Raw genomic sequence first — 15,577 nt, 5'->3', positions numbered from 1 at the left:
CCGGGTTAACGCCCGAACCGCGTGAGCCGCAGCGAGTTCGCGACGACGAGCACCGAGCTCGCCGCCATCGCCGCGCCCGCGACCATGGGGTTCAGGAGCCCCAGCGCCGCGACGGGAATGCCCACGGCGTTGTAGAAGAACGCCCAGAACAGGTTCGCCTTGATGGTCTTCAGCGTCCGGCGGGACAGTTCGATCGCGGTCGCGACCTGCCCGAGGTCGTCGCCCATGACCGTGAGCTCGGCCGCCTCGCGCGCGACGTCGGTCCCCGAGCCCATCGCGATGCCGAGGTCCGCCTGTGCGAGGGCGGGGGCGTCGTTGACGCCGTCGCCGGCCATCGCGACCCGGGCCCCGGAGGCCTGGAGCCGCCGCACGGCCTCGACCTTGCCCTCCGGCCGGACGCCCGCGTGGACGTCCTCGGGCGCGATCCCCACCTCCGCGGCGACCCGCGCCGCGACGGCGGCGTTGTCCCCGGTGAGCAGGACGGGCCGCAGGCCGAGCGCCTTGAGCCGCGCGATACCGGCCGCCGAGCCCGGCTTGACCGTGTCCCGCAGCGAGAGGATGCCGGCCGGAGCGCCGTCGACGGCAGCCCACACCGCGGTCGCGCCCTCCGCCTCGCGCCGCTCGAACAGGGCGCGCTGGGCCTCGGCGGGCCCCTCCGCGGGCCCGTCCCAGACCCACGCCGAGCGCCCGACGCGCACCTCGTGCCCCTCGACAGTCCCCACGACACCGCCGCCCGGCGCCGAGCGGAAACCGACGACGGCGGGCGGCCCGCCGCCGTCGTGCGCGCCGCTGTGCGCCGCCGGGTGCGCTGAGGCGCTGGCCAGGACGGCAGAGCGGGCCGAATGAGCGACGGCGCGGGCTAGCGGGTGCTCGCTGGCCGCCTCGACCGCGCCCGCGAGCCGCAGGAGCGTCGCCTCGTCCCAGGGGGCGAAGGCGTCGACGGCGTCGAGCGCGAGCCGGCCCGTGGTCACGGTCCCGGTCTTGTCGAGCACGACCGTGTCCACGGTGCGGGTGTCCTCGAGGACCTGTGGGCCGCGGATGAGGATGCCGAGCTGCGAGCCGCGCCCGCTGCCGGCCAGGAGTCCCACGGGCGTTGCGAGGCCGAGCGCGCACGGGCACGCGATGACGAGGACCGCGACGGCGGCCGTGAACGCGGCGGCGAGCGAGCCGCCGAGCGCGAGCCAGGCCGCGAACGTCACCGCCGCGATGCCCAGGACGATCGGCACGAACACCGCGCTGATCCGGTCCGCGAGCCGCGCGATCGGCGCCTTGCCCGACTGCGCGTCCGCGACCAGGCGGGCCATCGCGGCGAGGGTCGTCTCGGAGCCCACGCGCGTCGCCTCGACGACGAGCCGCCCCGACGTGTTGGTCGTCGCGCCCGTCACGGAGTCGCCGGGCCCGACCTCGACGGGCACGGACTCGCCCGTGATGATCGAGGCGTCGACGGCGGATTCGCCCTCGCAGACGGTCCCGTCGGTCGCGATCGTCTCGCCCGGGCGCACGACGAACAGGTCGCCGGGTGCGAGCTCGCCGGCCGGGACCTCAACCTCGACGCCGCCGCGCAGCACCGTGGCGCGCTTGGCACCGCGGTCGAGGAGCGCCCGGAGGGCGTCCCCGGCGCGCGCCTTCGCGCGGGCCTCGAGCCAGCGGCCCAGGAGGAGGAAGGTAGTCACGACCGCGGCGACCTCGAAGTAGAGCCCCCCAGTGGACATCTCCATGCCCGGGTGCTCGGTGAGCCGTGGGTCGAGGACGAGCTGGACGAGCGAGTAGAGGTACGCCGCCGCGACGCCGAGGGACACGAGCGTGTCCATCGTCGAGGCCAGATGCCGCGCGTTGACGGCCGCCGCCCGGTGGAACGGCCACGCGCCCCACGTCACGACCGGCAGGGCCAGCGCCGCGGCCAACCACCCCCAGTGCGCGAACTGCACGGCCGGGACCATCGAGAGCAGGACCACCGGCACGGCGAACGCCGCCGAGACGGCGAGGCGGGGCAGGAGCGCGCCCCCCGGCGCGGGATGGGATGCGTGGGGCTGCGCGTGAGGCTCGGGCGGCTGCACCCGGGATTCGGGTGGCTCAACCGGGGGTGCGGTGGATGCGGTCGCGGACGACGGCGGGGTGGTCGCCTGGACGGGCGACGCCCCGTCGTGCCTGATCGCGGCTCGGCTCTCCTTGAGCCGCGCGGTGTAGCCCGCGGAGGCCACGGTGGTGAGGAGCTGCTCGTCGCTCACGCCCGCGGGCACCTCGACCCGCGCGGACTCGAGCGGGAGGTTGACGCTCGCGCGCACGCCCTCGATCTTGCCGAGCTTGCGCTCGACCCGATTGACGCAGGAAGCGCAGGTCATGCCCTCGATGTCGAGCTCGACGACTCTCTCTCCGACGGAGCCCGCGGCGCCGGGTCCGCCGATGGTGTCGGCCCCCATGGTCACGCGTCGTTGGCCACCACGAGGTAGCCCGCCTCGGCGACGGCCTCGCTGATGGCCTCGTGCTTGATCTTGCGCGTCGCGCTGATCGTCACCTCAGAGATGCCGCCCGCCTTGAGGTCGACCGACACGTCCTCGACGCCGTCGATCGCCTCGATCTCCTCGGTCACCGAGTTGATGCAGTGGCCGCAGGTCATCCCGTCGACGTGAACGGTGGTGGTGAAGTGGCTCATGGGGGTGTTCCTCTCGGATCGTTCGTGCAGTTCTGTTCTCAGCGTGTTGCAGTCGCAGGGTGTTTCCGCCGCAGCGTGTTGCAGGGGCCTAGCGCAGGAGCCTGCCGATCGCGTCGGCCGCCTCCTTGACCTTCGCGTCGAGCTGGTCCGCGCGCAGGTCCGGGTCCGGCTCATTCGCAGCGCCGACGACGCAGTGGCCGATGTGCTCCTCCACGAGGCCCAGGCTCACGGCATGGAGGGCCTTGGTCACCGCCGACACCTGCGTGAGGATGTCGATGCAGTACTTGTCCTCCTCGACCATGCGCGCGATGCCGCGCACCTGGCCCTCGATCCGCTTGAGGCGGCGCAGGTAGGCGTCCTTCTGGGCGCTGTAGCCGTAGGGAGGGCCCCCGTGGGTGTCGATCGCGTGCTCCATGCATTCGAAGCTATACCGGGAGGGGGTATGGGTCAAGTACCCCCTAGGGGTATCAGGGCCCGAGGCGCCGTGTGGGCGAGGGCACATGCTGCCGATTTGCGGCAGCCCGCTGCTGCCGGTATTGTTTTCTGAGTCGCCGGGGCGGCCACGAGAAATCGGGAGGCCAGCCGGGCGGAAGATCCCCCTCGAACAGCCGGAACGGCAGCGATGTGCTGCGCGCTCGGGCTGGGCCGGGAAAGGAATTCCAAAGCATTTTCTGAGAAATCAGAATTTGCACGGAAGGACGGACTCCGGTAAAGTAGGTGGACGTGCCTCGGGGAGGCGAGCGGATGAAACCGCAGGCAATACCCGAAGACGACTGTTGTTTGAGAACTCAATAGTGTGCCAAGTTCGTTGATGCCATTTTTTTGGTTGATACATTGGGCGGCCTGCCCACCCCCGTGGGTGTGGCTGTCTTGTTTTTGCCAGTTTTGGATTTGCTGGCTGGTGTGGGCGTTTTCCCGTCCTGCCGGCTGGTTTTCTCGTTTTTTGACGGAGAGTTTGATCCTGGCTCAGGATGAACGCTGGCGGCGTGCTTAACACATGCAAGTCGAACGATGAAGCCCTTTCGGGGGTGGATTAGTGGCGAACGGGTGAGTAACACGTGAGCAACCTGCCCTTGACTCTGGGATAAGCCTGGGAAACTGGGTCTAATACCGGATAGGACTCCTCATCGCATGGTGGGGGGTGGAAAGCCTTGTGCGGTCTTGGATGGGCTCGCGGCCTATCAGCTTGTTGGTGGGGTGATGGCCTACCAAGGCGACGACGGGTAGCCGGCCTGAGAGGGTGACCGGCCACACTGGGACTGAGACACGGCCCAGACTCCTACGGGAGGCAGCAGTGGGGAATATTGCACAATGGGCGGAAGCCTGATGCAGCGACGCCGCGTGGGGGATGACGGCCTTCGGGTTGTAAACCCCTTTCAGCAGGGAAGAAGCGGAAGTGACGGTACCTGCAGAAGAAGCGCCGGCTAACTACGTGCCAGCAGCCGCGGTAATACGTAGGGCGCGAGCGTTATCCGGAATTATTGGGCGTAAAGAGCTCGTAGGCGGCTTGTCGCGTCTGCTGTGAAAGCCCGGGGCTCAACCCCGGGTCTGCAGTGGGTACGGGCAGGCTGGAGTGCAGTAGGGGAGACTGGAATTCCTGGTGTAGCGGTGAAATGCGCAGATATCAGGAGGAACACCGATGGCGAAGGCAGGTCTCTGGGCTGTAACTGACGCTGAGGAGCGAAAGCATGGGGAGCGAACAGGATTAGATACCCTGGTAGTCCATGCCGTAAACGTTGGGCACTAGGTGTGGGGGCCATTCCACGGTTTCCGCGCCGCAGCTAACGCATTAAGTGCCCCGCCTGGGGAGTACGGCCGCAAGGCTAAAACTCAAAGGAATTGACGGGGGCCCGCACAAGCGGCGGAGCATGCGGATTAATTCGATGCAACGCGAAGAACCTTACCAAGGCTTGACATGTGCCGGACCGTCCCAGAGATGGGGCTTCCCTTCGGGGCCGGTTCACAGGTGGTGCATGGTTGTCGTCAGCTCGTGTCGTGAGATGTTGGGTTAAGTCCCGCAACGAGCGCAACCCTCGTTCCATGTTGCCAGCACTTGAAGGTGGGGACTCATGGGAGACTGCCGGGGTCAACTCGGAGGAAGGTGGGGACGACGTCAAATCATCATGCCCCTTATGTCTTGGGCTTCACGCATGCTACAATGGCCGGTACAAAGGGTTGCGATACTGTGAGGTGGAGCCAATCCCAGAAAGCCGGTCTCAGTTCGGATTGGGGTCTGCAACTCGACCCCATGAAGTCGGAGTCGCTAGTAATCGCAGATCAGCAACGCTGCGGTGAATACGTTCCCGGGCCTTGTACACACCGCCCGTCAAGTCACGAAAGTCGGTAACACCCGAAGCCGGTGGCCCAACCCCCTGTGGGAGGGAGCCGTCGAAGGTGGGACTGGCGATTGGGACTAAGTCGTAACAAGGTAGCCGTACCGGAAGGTGCGGCTGGATCACCTCCTTTCTAAGGAGCAGCACCGGAAGACGCCCCGCGGCCCCTGGCCGTGGTGGTGGTTGCCGGGATTGATGCAGCCCATTGCGGACCCGTTCGTGGTCCGGTGGGTGCTCGTGGGTGGAACATGAACGGATTCGTGGCCCGTGCCCTGTGGGGCCGGCCCCGGCGAGTACGCCGCAACCTGGTGCTCTCTTTGCAGAGTGTGGGGGTGCGGTGGGAAAGCGTGGGGTCGGTTGCTGTGGGGGTGGGGTCCTTGGCACGCTGTTGGGTCCTGGGGCAACAGTCCCTGGATTGGTGCCCTCCTTCCCGGCGCCCGCGCACGCCGTTGTGTGTGCGTGTGGTGTGGGTTGAGGGGGTTGTTGTTTGAGAACTGTATAGTGGACGCGAGCATCTAGCAATTTTGTCTCTGGCGATGTCTTCGAATGTCGCCGTGATTCGATAGCTGTGTTTTGTAGGACATGCATTGTGTGCGTGTCCTTGGTTTCTTCTGTGTGAAGTTTCCAAGGGCGCACGGTGGATGCCTTGGCATCGGGAGCCGATGAAGGACGTGGGAATCTGCGATAAGCCTGGGGGAGTCGATAACCGGACTGTGATCCCAGGGTGTCCGAATGGGGAAACCCCGCCATGCGCCGCGAGGTGATGTGGTGACCCGCCGTTGAACGCATAGACGGTGTGGGGGGAACGCGGGGAAGTGAAACATCTCAGTACCCGCAGGAAGAGAAAACAAGAGTGATTCCGTCAGTAGTGGCGAGCGAACGCGGATGGGGCCAAACCCGGCGTGTGTGATACCCGGCAGGGGTTGCGCGTCGGGGGTTGTGGGGCTCTGCTTCGGTCATCTGCCGGTGGCCGGGGGTGAGTGCAGGAGTGTAGGCGAACGGTCTTGAAGGGCCGGCCGGAGAGGGTGTGAGTCCCGTAGCCGGAACGCTTGTCTGCCGCCCTTGCGGATGTCCCCAAGTAGCACGGGGCCCGAGGAATCCCGTGCGAATCTGTCAGGACCACCTGATAAGCCTGAATACTACCCGATGACCGATAGCGGACCAGTACCGTGAGGGAAAGGTGAAAAGTACCCCGGGAGGGGAGTGAAACAGTACCTGAAACCGTGCGCCTACAAGCCGTCAGAGCCTCCAGGTGGGGTGATGGCGTGCCTTTTGAAGAATGAGCCTGCGAGTTAGTGCCATGTCGCGAGGTTAACCCGTGTGGGGGAGCCGTAGCGAAAGCGAGTCTGAACAGGGCGTTCAGTGGCGTGGTCTAGACCCGAAGCGGGGTGATCTACCCATGGCCAGGTTGAAGCGACGGTAAGACGTCGTGGAGGACCGAACCCACTTCAGTTGAAAATGGAGGGGATGAGCTGTGGGTAGGGGTGAAAGGCCAATCAAACTCCGTGATAGCTGGTTCTCCCCGAAATGCATTTAGGTGCAGCGTTGCGTGTTTCTTGCCGGAGGTAGAGCTACTGGATGGCCGATGGGCCCCACCAGGTTACTGACGTCAGCCAAACTCCGAATGCCGGCAAGTGAGAGCGCAGCAGTGAGACTGCGGGGGATAAGCTTCGCAGTCGAGAGGGAAACAGCCCAGACCACCGGCTAAGGCCCCCAAGCGTGTGCTAAGTGGGAAAGGATGTGGAGTTGCCCAGACAACCAGGAGGTTGGCTTAGAAGCAGCCACCCTTGAAAGAGTGCGTAATAGCTCACTGGTCAAGTGATTCCGCGCCGACAATGTAGCGGGGCTCAAGCACACCGCCGAAGCCGTGGCAGTGACACACGAACCCAGGACCTTGCGGTTCCAGGGGTGTTGCTGGGTAGGGGAGCGTCGTGCGGGCAGTGAAGCTCCAGGGTGACCTAGGGGTGGAGGCCGCACGAGTGAGAATGCAGGCATGAGTAGCGAAAGACGGGTGGGAAACCCGTCCGCCGGATGATCAAGGGTTCCAGGGTCAAGCTCATCTGCCCTGGGTAAGTCGGGACCTAAGGCGAGGCCGACAGGCGTAGTCGATGGACAACGGGTCGATATTCCCGTACCGGCGAAGGACCGCCCATGCCGGACAGCCGATGCTGACCGCCCAACCCCCGCACCGCCAGTCCTTCGGGACCGGCACCGTGGGGCGCGCGCGGGACCCAGAGCTGCGAGGCAAGCGTATTAACAGGTGTGACGCAGGAAGGCAGCCCGGCCAGGCGATGGTTGACCTGGTCCAAGGACGTAGGGCGCGCGGCAGGCAAATCCGCCGCGCACGAAGCCTGAGATCCGACGGGACCCCCTCACGGGGGGATCGGGTGATCCTATGCTGCCGAGAAAAGCATCGACGCGAGGTCCCAGCCGCCCGTACCCCAAACCGACACAGGTGATCAGGTAGAGAATACCAAGGCGATCGAGAGAATCACGGTCAAGGAACTCGGCAAAATGCCCCCGTAACTTCGGGAGAAGGGGGACCCCGACCGTGGAGGCCGCATGCCGGCCCGAGCGGGCAAGGGTCGCAGAGACCAGGGGGAAGCGACTGTTTACTAAAAACACAGGTCCGTGCGAAGTCGCAAGACGATGTATACGGACTGACTCCTGCCCGGTGCTGGAAGGTTAAGAGGACCCGTCAGCCAGCAATGGCGAAGCGGAGAATTCAAGCCCCAGTAAACGGCGGTGGTAACTATAACCATCCTAAGGTAGCGAAATTCCTTGTCGGGTAAGTTCCGACCTGCACGAATGGAGTAACGACTTCCCCGCTGTCTCGACCGTGAACTCGGCGAAATTGCACTACGAGTAAAGATGCTCGTTACGCGCAGCAGGACGGAAAGACCCCGAGACCTTCACTATAGTTTGGTATTGGTGTTCGGAGCGGCTTGTGTAGGATAGGTGGGAGACTGTGAAGCGGGCACGCCAGTGCCGGTGGAGTCATCGTTGAAATACCACTCTGGTCGCTTTGGACATCTAACCTCGGCCCGTGATCCGGGTCAGGGACAGTGCCTGATGGGTAGTTTAACTGGGGCGGTTGCCTCCCAAAGGGTAACGGAGGCGCCCAAAGGTCCCCTCAGCCTGGTCGGCAACCAGGTGTCGAGTGCAAGTGCACAAGGGGGCTTGACTGTGAGAGAGGCATCTCGAGCAGGGACGAAAGTCGGGACTAGTGATCCGGCGGCTCCTCGTGGAAGGGCCGTCGCTCAACGGATAAAAGGTACCTCGGGGATAACAGGCTGATCTTGCCCAAGAGTCCATATCGACGGCATGGTTTGGCACCTCGATGTCGGCTCGTCGCATCCTGGGGCTGGAGTAGGTCCCAAGGGTTGGGCTGTTCGCCCATTAAAGCGGTACGCGAGCTGGGTTTAGAACGTCGTGAGACAGTTCGGTCCCTATCCGCTGCGCGCGCAGGAAATCTGAGAAGGGCTGTCCTCAGTACGAGAGGACCGGGACGGACGAACCTCTGGTGTGCCAGTTGTACCGCCAGGTGCACGGCTGGTTGGCTACGTTCGGATGGGATAACCGCTGAAAGCATCTAAGCGGGAAGCCCGCTTCAAGATGAGATTTCCACGGACCTCGTGTCCGGGAGGCCCCCAGCAGACCACTGGGTTGATAGGCCGGACGTGGAAGCAAGGACTGAAGACTTGCGAAGCCGACCGGTACTAATAGGCCGACAACTTCACACACACCCACCCCACCCGGGGTGGCAGGAACACACTGCTCGCGTCCACTCTACGGTCCCCAGACAACAAACCCCCGCCACCAAAAAAGCGGCGGCAGGGCACCACCACACAACCGAACACACTCACGGAACACCGTGACCAGGCTTCCCACCCCCACCCCGGGGGCCGGGACAACGGGTTACGGCGGTCATAGCGTGGGGGAAACGCCCGGTCCCATCCCGAACCCGGAAGCTAAGACCCACAGCGCCGATGGTACTGCACCCGACAGGGTGTGGGAGAGTAGGACACCGCCGGACAACCACTCGGTCGAGCCCCCCAACCACCCGGTTGGGGGGCTCCCACATTTAAGGGCTAACCCCAGCATTCCACGACCCGGTCCAGCATCCGCCGGCCCTCCTCCTCGAAGGCCGCGTCGCCCACGTCGTGGGCCCAGACGATCGTCCCGAGCGACTGGAGGAGGTTGTCGAGGCGCCACGCGCCCGGCTCCTCGCGGGGGTCGCGGCCGTAGCCGGCGTAGAACGCCGCCCGCAGGGCCCCGCCGTCGTTCGCCACCCCCTCGTTCCCCGCGAACCAGGAGTGTTCGAGCCGCACGAGGTCGGTGACCCAGGGGCGGTAGCCGGCGCGGCCCCAGTCGATGACGTGCACGAGGCCGGTGCCGTCCTCCCAGTCGCCGTCTTCGAGCCAGTTCCGCGGCTGGTAGTCCCCGTGGGTCGCGACGAGGAGGCGCGGCTCCGGACGGTGGGTCCGGGCAAGCCCCGCCGCCGCGAGCAGCTGGTCAGCCGGCGCGAGGCCACGGGCCCGCTCGAGGAAGTCGTCGATCTTGTTCACCACGGCCGCGTCGTAGCCCCGGGCGTCCTCCCGCGGGACGTGGACGAGCGCGAGCAGCTCGCCGGCCTGACGGAACAGCTCGGGGCGCCGCTCGTGCGGGCCGCCCTCGACGAGCCGGCCCGGCAGCCATGTACACGCGAGGATCCCGGCGCGCACGTCGCCGTGCAGGAGCCGGGGCGTCCTGGCGGGAGTGCGGTCGAGCAGCGGCGCGGTCATCTGCCGGTGTGCGCGTGCCTCGCGCTGGATGTGGTGCGAGGTCTCGGACGCCTTGACGACGACGCGCCCCTCCGCAGTCGCGATCCGCAGCACCGTGATCCCCTGGACGCCCCAGGACATGTCCTCCTCGACCGCCCAGTCGCCGAACCACGCCTCGAGCAGCTCGCGCTGGCGAGGCGTCAGGGGGATGGTCACGTACCCACGCTACCGCCGCCCCCCGGCGTCCCTCAGGCTGGGCCCGCCCCAGCCGGCGATGCCGCGCCCAAGCCCTTGCCCCGCCGTCGTGCGCGGTGCTCGAATAGGCGCCATGGAATCTCCCCGGTACCTCCTGGCCATCGGCACGAAGAAGGGGCTCTGGCTCGCCACGAGCGACGACCGCCGCTCCTGGACCTTCAGTGAACCCCAGTTCCTCATGCAGGAGATCCCCTCGATCGGGATCGACACGCGCGGGGGCGCCACCCGCGTTCTTGTGGGCGTGAGGTCGGAGCACTTCGGCCCCACCGTGGTGCACTCCGACGACCTCGGCGCGAGCTGGTCCGAGCCTGAGGAGGGGTCGGTCGTGTTCCCCGAGGGCACGGACGCCGCCCTCGAGCGCATCTGGCAGATCCGCCCGGACACGGAGCAGCGCAGCGGCGTGGTCTGGGCCGGCGCCGAGCCGATCTCGGTGTGGAAGTCCACCGACGGCGGCCGCACGTTCGAGCTCAACCGCGCCCTGTGGGAGCACCCCGACAAGGAGCAGTGGGGCGCGGGCGCGGGCGGCGCCGCCGTCCACACGATCATCCCCGACGCGACGGACGACAGCCTCGTCCACGTCGCCATGAGCACCGGCGGCGTCTACCGCAGCACGGACGCGGGGGCGAGCTGGACGGCGCGCAACCACGGCATCTCGGCCTACTTCCTTCCCGACCCGAATCCCGAGGTCGGCCAGTGCGTGCACAAGATCGCCGCCGACACCGACGGGCGGCTCTATGCCCAGAACCACCGCGGCGTCTACCGGAGCGACGACTCGGGCGACACGTGGGTCTCCATCGCCGAGGGCCTCCCCGCGGACTTCGGGTTCGTCATGCTCACGCACCCGCGCCGCAGCGGGACGGCGTGGGTGGTCCCGCTCGTCTCGGACTGGGAGCGTGTCGCCCCGGGCGGGCACCTCGCCGTCCACCGCACGGACGACGCCGGCTCGACCTGGCGCGCGCTCGACGGCGGGCTGCCCGCCGTCGACTACAACACGGTGCTGCGCGACGCGGCCTTCGTCGACACGGCCGAGCCCGTCGGCGTGTACTTCGGCACCCGCGGCGGCTCGGTCTACGCGAGCGCCGACGAGGGCGAGACCTTCCAGGAGGTCGCGGCGCGGCTTCCCGACGTGCTGTGTGTGCGCGCCGCGGTGCTGGACGGGGCCCAGCCCGGGACGATCGGCGCGGACGACGGCGGGCGGGGAGCCTAGGCGTGCCTGTCACCGTCGTCATCCCCTCCATCCTCGCGCCGGCGGCGCGCGGGCAGACGGAGTTCGAGGTTCCGGACGGCTCGGGCAGCGTGCGCGGGGTCCTCGAGGCCCTCGCGGCCGAGTTCCCCATGCTCGGCCGGCGCCTGCGGGACGAGCGGGGGACGCTGCGGCGGCACGTGAACGTGTACGTGGGAGGCCAGGACGTGCGCCGGCTCGAGGGGCTCGACACGGCGGTCGCTCCGGGCGAGGAGGTCCTCGTCATCCAGTCGGTCGCCGGCGGCTAGCAACGCAGGGAGGTGACCCCGGATCGTTGGGAGGTGACCCCGCATATGGCCGTATGAGGCCTGTCTGGACACCCTAAGCCACGGTCGCGATTAATGGAGCTCCGCTCCGGTTTATTGCACAAGACGCGTCATGTTGCAGTATGTACAACACAAGATACCCACTGCTACGGTCCATTTCGTACCGGAACAGAAGGGAATATCGCATGACTCGTGGTACCCGCTTCGCAACAGCCGCCGCGGCATTGGCCGGCATCCTGACCATCACGTCCTGTGCGGCAACCGCCGCTGGGCCGGCGTCTCAGGCCAGCACGACGGCGTCGGCCTCCTGCCGCCAGCTTGACCCGCACCTCGAATGGCCGCAGGGCGTCCGGGAGAAGCTCCAGACCGCCATTGACGCGCACAGCACGTGCACCGGAACGTTCAAGGGCGGCGAGGCCCCGGTGGCCATCTTCGACTGGGACAACACCGTCATCAAGAACGACATCGGCTACGGCACCAACTTCTGGATGCTCCGGAACAACAAGATCCTGCAGCCGGAAAACAAGGACTGGAAGACCACGAGCCCCTACCTCACCGAGGCCGCGGCACAGGCACTGAGCACGGCCTGTGGCACCGCGACTCCGGCCGGAGAACCGCTCGACACCGCAAACAACGCCGCCTGCGCGGACGAAATCCTGGCCATCCTTGACGAGAAGACCCGAGCCGGAGAGGAAGCCTTCGAGGGCTTCAATGCCCGGCGCATCACCGGAGCCTACGCTTGGGGGACAGCGCTGTCCGCCGGCTACAGCGAAGAAGAGCTTGGCCAGTTCGCCACTGCAATGAAGCACGAGAACCTGGCAGCCCCCGTGGGCACCATGCAGAAGGTCGGCACGCAAGAGGTGGACGGGTACATCCGCATCTACCCGCAGATCAAGGACCTCATCGGCACCCTCCAGGCCCACGGCGTGGTGCCGTGGGTGGTGTCGGCATCGCCGGAACCCGTGGTCAGGGCCTGGTCCGGCGAGGTCGGCATCGACGCGGCGCACGTCGTCGGCGTCCGCAGCGTGTACCGCGACGGCGTGCAGACTACGCACCTCAAGGGATGCGGCGGTGTGCCCGACGGAGAGGACTCCGTCATGACCTACATGGACGGTAAGCGCTGCTGGGCCAACCATGAGATCTTCGGCGTTGACGGCCCCGCGGCATTCGAGCAGCTTCCCGCGGAGAGGCGGCAGATCCTGGCCGCCGGCGATTCCGGGACTGACGTGACCTTCGTCGGGGACGCTACGGAGGCGCGCCTCGTCGTCAACCGGAACAACACCGAACTGATGTGCCGCGCCTACGACAATGAGGGCGGCACGTGGCTCATCACGCCCATGTTCATCGACCCCAAGCCGCAGCGCACCGAGCCCTACCCGTGCTCCACCAAGGGATTCACCACCCCAGAGAACGGCAAGGAGCCGATCAAGCGCCCGGACGGCACCGTGATCGCGGACCAGAAGGACATTGCGCTCTAGCTACCCGGCGAGCCGCTCGGTCACCTGCCACAGGGCGAAGTCCTCGGCCTGGAGGGCCCGACGCTGGCTGCTGTCCTCGAGCCTGATCCACACGACCCCGACGCCCGGCGCCGTGTCGTACACCGTGCCGCGCAGGACTGTGCGGCCGCTGCGGGCCTCGATGAGCTGGCCCCGGTGGAGGTCGGTGAGGCGCCGGACGCGGTGGTGGGTTTCGCTCGTCATGGGTTGAGTGTGCCGGGACGCTGTTGCCGGAGGGTTTCGGGGCGGTGAGCGGGCGGTTAGCGGACCGCGGCGGCATCGTTTCCGCGTCCTGACGGGGCAGCAAAAGAAGCCTCTGCAAGGCGGCAATTATTACAATAACGGTCATCTACCAATGAGTAGTGAATATCCCGCGGCTTCCGGGGTAGCGTCAGCTCTTGGGTGTCACGCGGATCACACCGCCGAAGGGGGCTGGTGGACCGCGTGCCAGGGGATAGGCAAAGGGGGCCGCAGATGGCAGCGAAGTTCGAAGTCCGCCGTGAAGGCGAAGGCAACCGGCAGTTCAGGGTCCAGCTCCGGGGAGACGATGGCACGGTCCTCGCAGACCTGGGCCGCTTCCCGAGCATTGACGCCGTCAAGGCGGGGATCGCCCGCCTGCGTGACGGCGCAGCGATCGGGCTGGTCGTCGACCTCACGAGAACCGCCTAGCCGAAGGAGCGCCGCGCTGACAGTGTCAGCGCGGCGTTCCTTTTGGAAACGCCCGCTGCTTCCCAGAAGACAGGGATGCAACGCCAGTGCAACCCTCGACGGCGGCCCGGCGGGCGGGCGGCGCGTACACTGTGAGCCACGGCACACATGAAGGAGTGGGTGGGCGTGCGCGCAGAGGAGCTCGAGGCCGCGGGGACGCCCGCGCGTCCCGTCGTGGCCGACTCGTGGCGCCGCTCGCTCGCGACCCACGCCCGCCGCGAGGACGCCGCCGTGACGAGCATCCTCCCAGGCGACGAGCTCGCCTCCTACCGTGAGGAGCATCCGCTCGCGCGGGTCATGCCCGTCATCGACCAGCTCCTCGTCCAGCCCGCGCGGGAGAGCGGGATCCTCGTCGCCGTGGGCGACTCCGACAGCCGCCTCCTGTGGCTCGGCGGCGACGCCGGCACGCGCCGGCGGGCGGAGCGCATGGCCTTCCTCGAGGGCGCCGACTGGTCCGAGGAGAGCATCGGAACCTCCGCGCCGGGCACCGCGTTGGCGACCGGCGAGGCCGTCCAGATCCGCGGCCCCGAGCACTTCAGCCCCCTCGCCGAGGACTTCTCCTGCACGGCCGTACCGATCAGGGATCCGCGCACGGGCGAGCCGATCGGCGTCGTCGACATCACCGGTGGAGAGCAGGCCGCAACGGGCCACGCGCTCCCGTGGCTGCGCGCCGCCGTCGCCGCGGCCGAGGAGCGGCTGCGGGGGCTCGCGTCTCCAGTGCGCCGCGACGCTGTGCCCTCTCATGGGCCGTCCGACGCGCCCGCCGTCCTCTCGGTGACGGGCCGCGACCAGGGCGTCCTGAGGGCGGGAGAGCGGACGCTCAGCCTGAGCGTGCGGCACTCCGAGATTCTCGTGCTCCTGGCCGGGCACCCGCGCGGGCTCACGGCCGAGGAGCTCGCCGAGCGCCTCTACACCCAGTCCGTGCCGCCCGTGACGCTGCGGGCCGAGCTCGTGCGGCTGCGCAAGGTCCTCGACGGGTTCGGGGCGGGGGTCACGCTCCTGTCGCGGCCGTACAGGGTCGAGGGGCTCGAGGTGGACTCGATGCACGCGCTCGCGCTCCTCGAGCGCGGCTCGCACCGGCAGGCGCTCGGCGCGTACGGCGGGCAGCTCCTGCCGAGGTCCGAGGCCCCCGCCATCGCGGAGCTGCGCGACGAGCTCTCCGCGACGCTGCGCGAGGCGGTCGTCGGCAGCGCCGCCGTCGACGTCCTCCTGCACTACCTCCGCCTGCCGGAGGCGGCGGACGACGCCGAGGCCTGGCATACCGCTCTGCGCCTCCTCCCGCCGCGCTCGCCCAAGCGGGCCGCCGTCGTCGCGCACCTCGAGCGCCTCGCGGGGTAGGGGGTCTTCACACTGTCGCCACCCCCGCGTAGGCTCGCGATCGTCAGCGAGGCCACCACGAACGAGGAGCAACAGACGTGCCCACGATCCTGAACCCCTACCTGAACTTCAAAGACAACGCCCGCGAGGCCATGTCGTTCTACCAGTCGGTGCTCGGCGGCGAGCTCAACGTCAGCACCTTCGCCGAGTTCCAGGCGAGCGACGCGCCCGAGGACGCAGACAAGATCATGCACGCCCAGCTCACGACGCCGAACGGGCTCACCCTCATGGGCGCGGACACGCCGTCGTATATGCAGTACAACCCCGGCACGAACTTCGCGATCTCGCTCAGCGGCGAGGACGACGCGGAGCTGCGCGGCTACTGGGAGAAGCTCTCCGAGGGCGCCACGATCGCTGCCCCGCTCGAGAAGGCGCCGTGGGGGGACACGTTCGGGATGCTGACCGACAGGTTCGGCGTCGGCTGGCTCGTGAACATCGCGGGCGATCAGCAGGGGCAGGCCCCGCAGGTCTGAGCGGCCGACC

The 15,577-nt window shown here is 67.4% G+C and carries 11 protein-coding genes and 3 rRNA genes; 9 read left to right on the top strand and 5 right to left on the bottom strand.

All coding sequences use genetic code 11. The annotated features are described in order from the left end of the window. Positions 1–5 precede the first annotated feature (5 nt). The 3 genes from ACUYMY_RS17805 to ACUYMY_RS17795 all read right to left on the bottom strand — a co-directional run bounded on the left by ACUYMY_RS17805 (position 6) and on the right by ACUYMY_RS17795 (position 3,068). Positions 6–2,420, bottom strand: coding sequence for a heavy metal translocating P-type ATPase (locus ACUYMY_RS17805; protein WP_481704843.1), 2,415 nt, complete (start codon positions 2,418–2,420; stop codon positions 6–8). Positions 2,421–2,422: 2 nt separating this feature from the next. Next, positions 2,423–2,653, bottom strand: a complete 231-nt coding sequence (locus ACUYMY_RS17800; protein ID WP_481704842.1) for a heavy-metal-associated domain-containing protein — start codon at positions 2,651–2,653, stop codon at positions 2,423–2,425. 88 nt (positions 2,654–2,741) lie between these two features. Further along, positions 2,742–3,068, bottom strand: a complete 327-nt coding sequence (locus ACUYMY_RS17795; RefSeq protein WP_481704841.1) for a metal-sensitive transcriptional regulator — start codon at positions 3,066–3,068, stop codon at positions 2,742–2,744. A gap of 528 nt (positions 3,069–3,596) precedes the next feature. Here ACUYMY_RS17795 and ACUYMY_RS17790 point away from each other — a divergent pair. The 3 genes from ACUYMY_RS17790 to rrf all read left to right on the top strand — a co-directional run bounded on the left by ACUYMY_RS17790 (position 3,597) and on the right by rrf (position 9,022). Next, positions 3,597–5,119: ribosomal RNA gene (locus ACUYMY_RS17790) — 16S ribosomal RNA — on the top strand. Between the two features lie 481 nt (positions 5,120–5,600). Then, positions 5,601–8,729, top strand: a 23S ribosomal RNA gene (locus ACUYMY_RS17785). A 176-nt stretch (positions 8,730–8,905) separates the two neighbouring features. Next, positions 8,906–9,022 (top strand): 5S ribosomal RNA (gene rrf, locus ACUYMY_RS17780). Together the 16S, 23S and 5S rRNA genes form the textbook arrangement of a ribosomal RNA operon. A gap of 55 nt (positions 9,023–9,077) precedes the next feature. Here the strand turns inward: rrf and ACUYMY_RS17775 are convergent. After that, the gene (locus tag ACUYMY_RS17775; RefSeq protein WP_481704840.1) at positions 9,078–9,965 is read right to left on the bottom strand and encodes an aminoglycoside phosphotransferase family protein; all 888 of its coding nucleotides are present in this window, start codon (positions 9,963–9,965) and stop codon (positions 9,078–9,080) included. A gap of 112 nt (positions 9,966–10,077) precedes the next feature. On the opposite strand from ACUYMY_RS17775, the gene ACUYMY_RS17770 reads away from it, so the two are divergent. From ACUYMY_RS17770 to ACUYMY_RS17760, 3 genes are all read left to right on the top strand, one after another. Then, the gene (locus tag ACUYMY_RS17770) at positions 10,078–11,211 is read left to right on the top strand and encodes a WD40/YVTN/BNR-like repeat-containing protein (protein WP_481704839.1); all 1,134 of its coding nucleotides are present in this window, start codon (positions 10,078–10,080) and stop codon (positions 11,209–11,211) included. A gap of 2 nt (positions 11,212–11,213) precedes the next feature. Further along, the gene (locus ACUYMY_RS17765) at positions 11,214–11,495 is read left to right on the top strand and encodes a MoaD/ThiS family protein (protein ID WP_481704838.1); all 282 of its coding nucleotides are present in this window, start codon (positions 11,214–11,216) and stop codon (positions 11,493–11,495) included. Positions 11,496–11,635: 140 nt separating this feature from the next. Beyond that, positions 11,636–12,991, top strand: coding sequence for a haloacid dehalogenase-like hydrolase (locus tag ACUYMY_RS17760; protein WP_481704837.1), 1,356 nt, complete (start codon positions 11,636–11,638; stop codon positions 12,989–12,991). Here the strand turns inward: ACUYMY_RS17760 and ACUYMY_RS17755 are convergent, their stop codons facing one another. Then, positions 12,992–13,213: a hypothetical protein gene (locus ACUYMY_RS17755; RefSeq protein ID WP_481704836.1), complete on the bottom strand. Its 222-nt coding sequence runs from the start codon at positions 13,211–13,213 to the stop codon at positions 12,992–12,994. A 270-nt stretch (positions 13,214–13,483) separates the two neighbouring features. Here ACUYMY_RS17755 and ACUYMY_RS17750 point away from each other — a divergent pair, with 270 nt between their 5' ends. The 3 genes from ACUYMY_RS17750 to ACUYMY_RS17740 all read left to right on the top strand — a co-directional run bounded on the left by ACUYMY_RS17750 (position 13,484) and on the right by ACUYMY_RS17740 (position 15,567). Next, positions 13,484–13,678, top strand: coding sequence for a YegP family protein (locus ACUYMY_RS17750; protein ID WP_481704835.1), 195 nt, complete (start codon positions 13,484–13,486; stop codon positions 13,676–13,678). A gap of 165 nt (positions 13,679–13,843) precedes the next feature. Next, entirely contained in the window at positions 13,844–15,055 is a 1,212-nt protein-coding gene (locus ACUYMY_RS17745) for a helix-turn-helix domain-containing protein (protein ID WP_481704834.1), read from the top strand. A 77-nt stretch (positions 15,056–15,132) separates the two neighbouring features. Next, entirely contained in the window at positions 15,133–15,567 is a 435-nt protein-coding gene (locus tag ACUYMY_RS17740; protein WP_481704833.1) for a VOC family protein, read from the top strand. The last annotated feature ends 10 nt before the right edge of the window (positions 15,568–15,577 follow it).

The sequence above is a fragment of the Sinomonas sp. T428B genome, assembly GCF_056780155.1.
This window is presented reverse-complemented; position numbering and strand designations above follow the sequence as displayed.

What these genes read in the sequence shown, in the direction of transcription:
- ACUYMY_RS17805 (WP_481704843.1), bottom strand. Translation starts at nt 2,420, where the DNA reads ATGGGGGCCGACACCATCGGCGGACCCGGCGCCGCGGGCTCCGTCGGA.
- ACUYMY_RS17800 (WP_481704842.1), bottom strand. Translation starts at nt 2,653, where the DNA reads ATGAGCCACTTCACCACCACCGTTCACGTCGACGGGATGACCTGCGGC.
- ACUYMY_RS17795 (WP_481704841.1), bottom strand. Translation starts at nt 3,068, where the DNA reads ATGGAGCACGCGATCGACACCCACGGGGGCCCTCCCTACGGCTACAGC.
- ACUYMY_RS17770 (WP_481704839.1), top strand. Translation starts at nt 10,078, where the DNA reads ATGGAATCTCCCCGGTACCTCCTGGCCATCGGCACGAAGAAGGGGCTC.
- ACUYMY_RS17760 (WP_481704837.1), top strand. Translation starts at nt 11,636, where the DNA reads ATGTACAACACAAGATACCCACTGCTACGGTCCATTTCGTACCGGAAC.
- ACUYMY_RS17755 (WP_481704836.1), bottom strand. Translation starts at nt 13,213, where the DNA reads ATGACGAGCGAAACCCACCACCGCGTCCGGCGCCTCACCGACCTCCAC.
- ACUYMY_RS17750 (WP_481704835.1), top strand. Translation starts at nt 13,484, where the DNA reads ATGGCAGCGAAGTTCGAAGTCCGCCGTGAAGGCGAAGGCAACCGGCAG.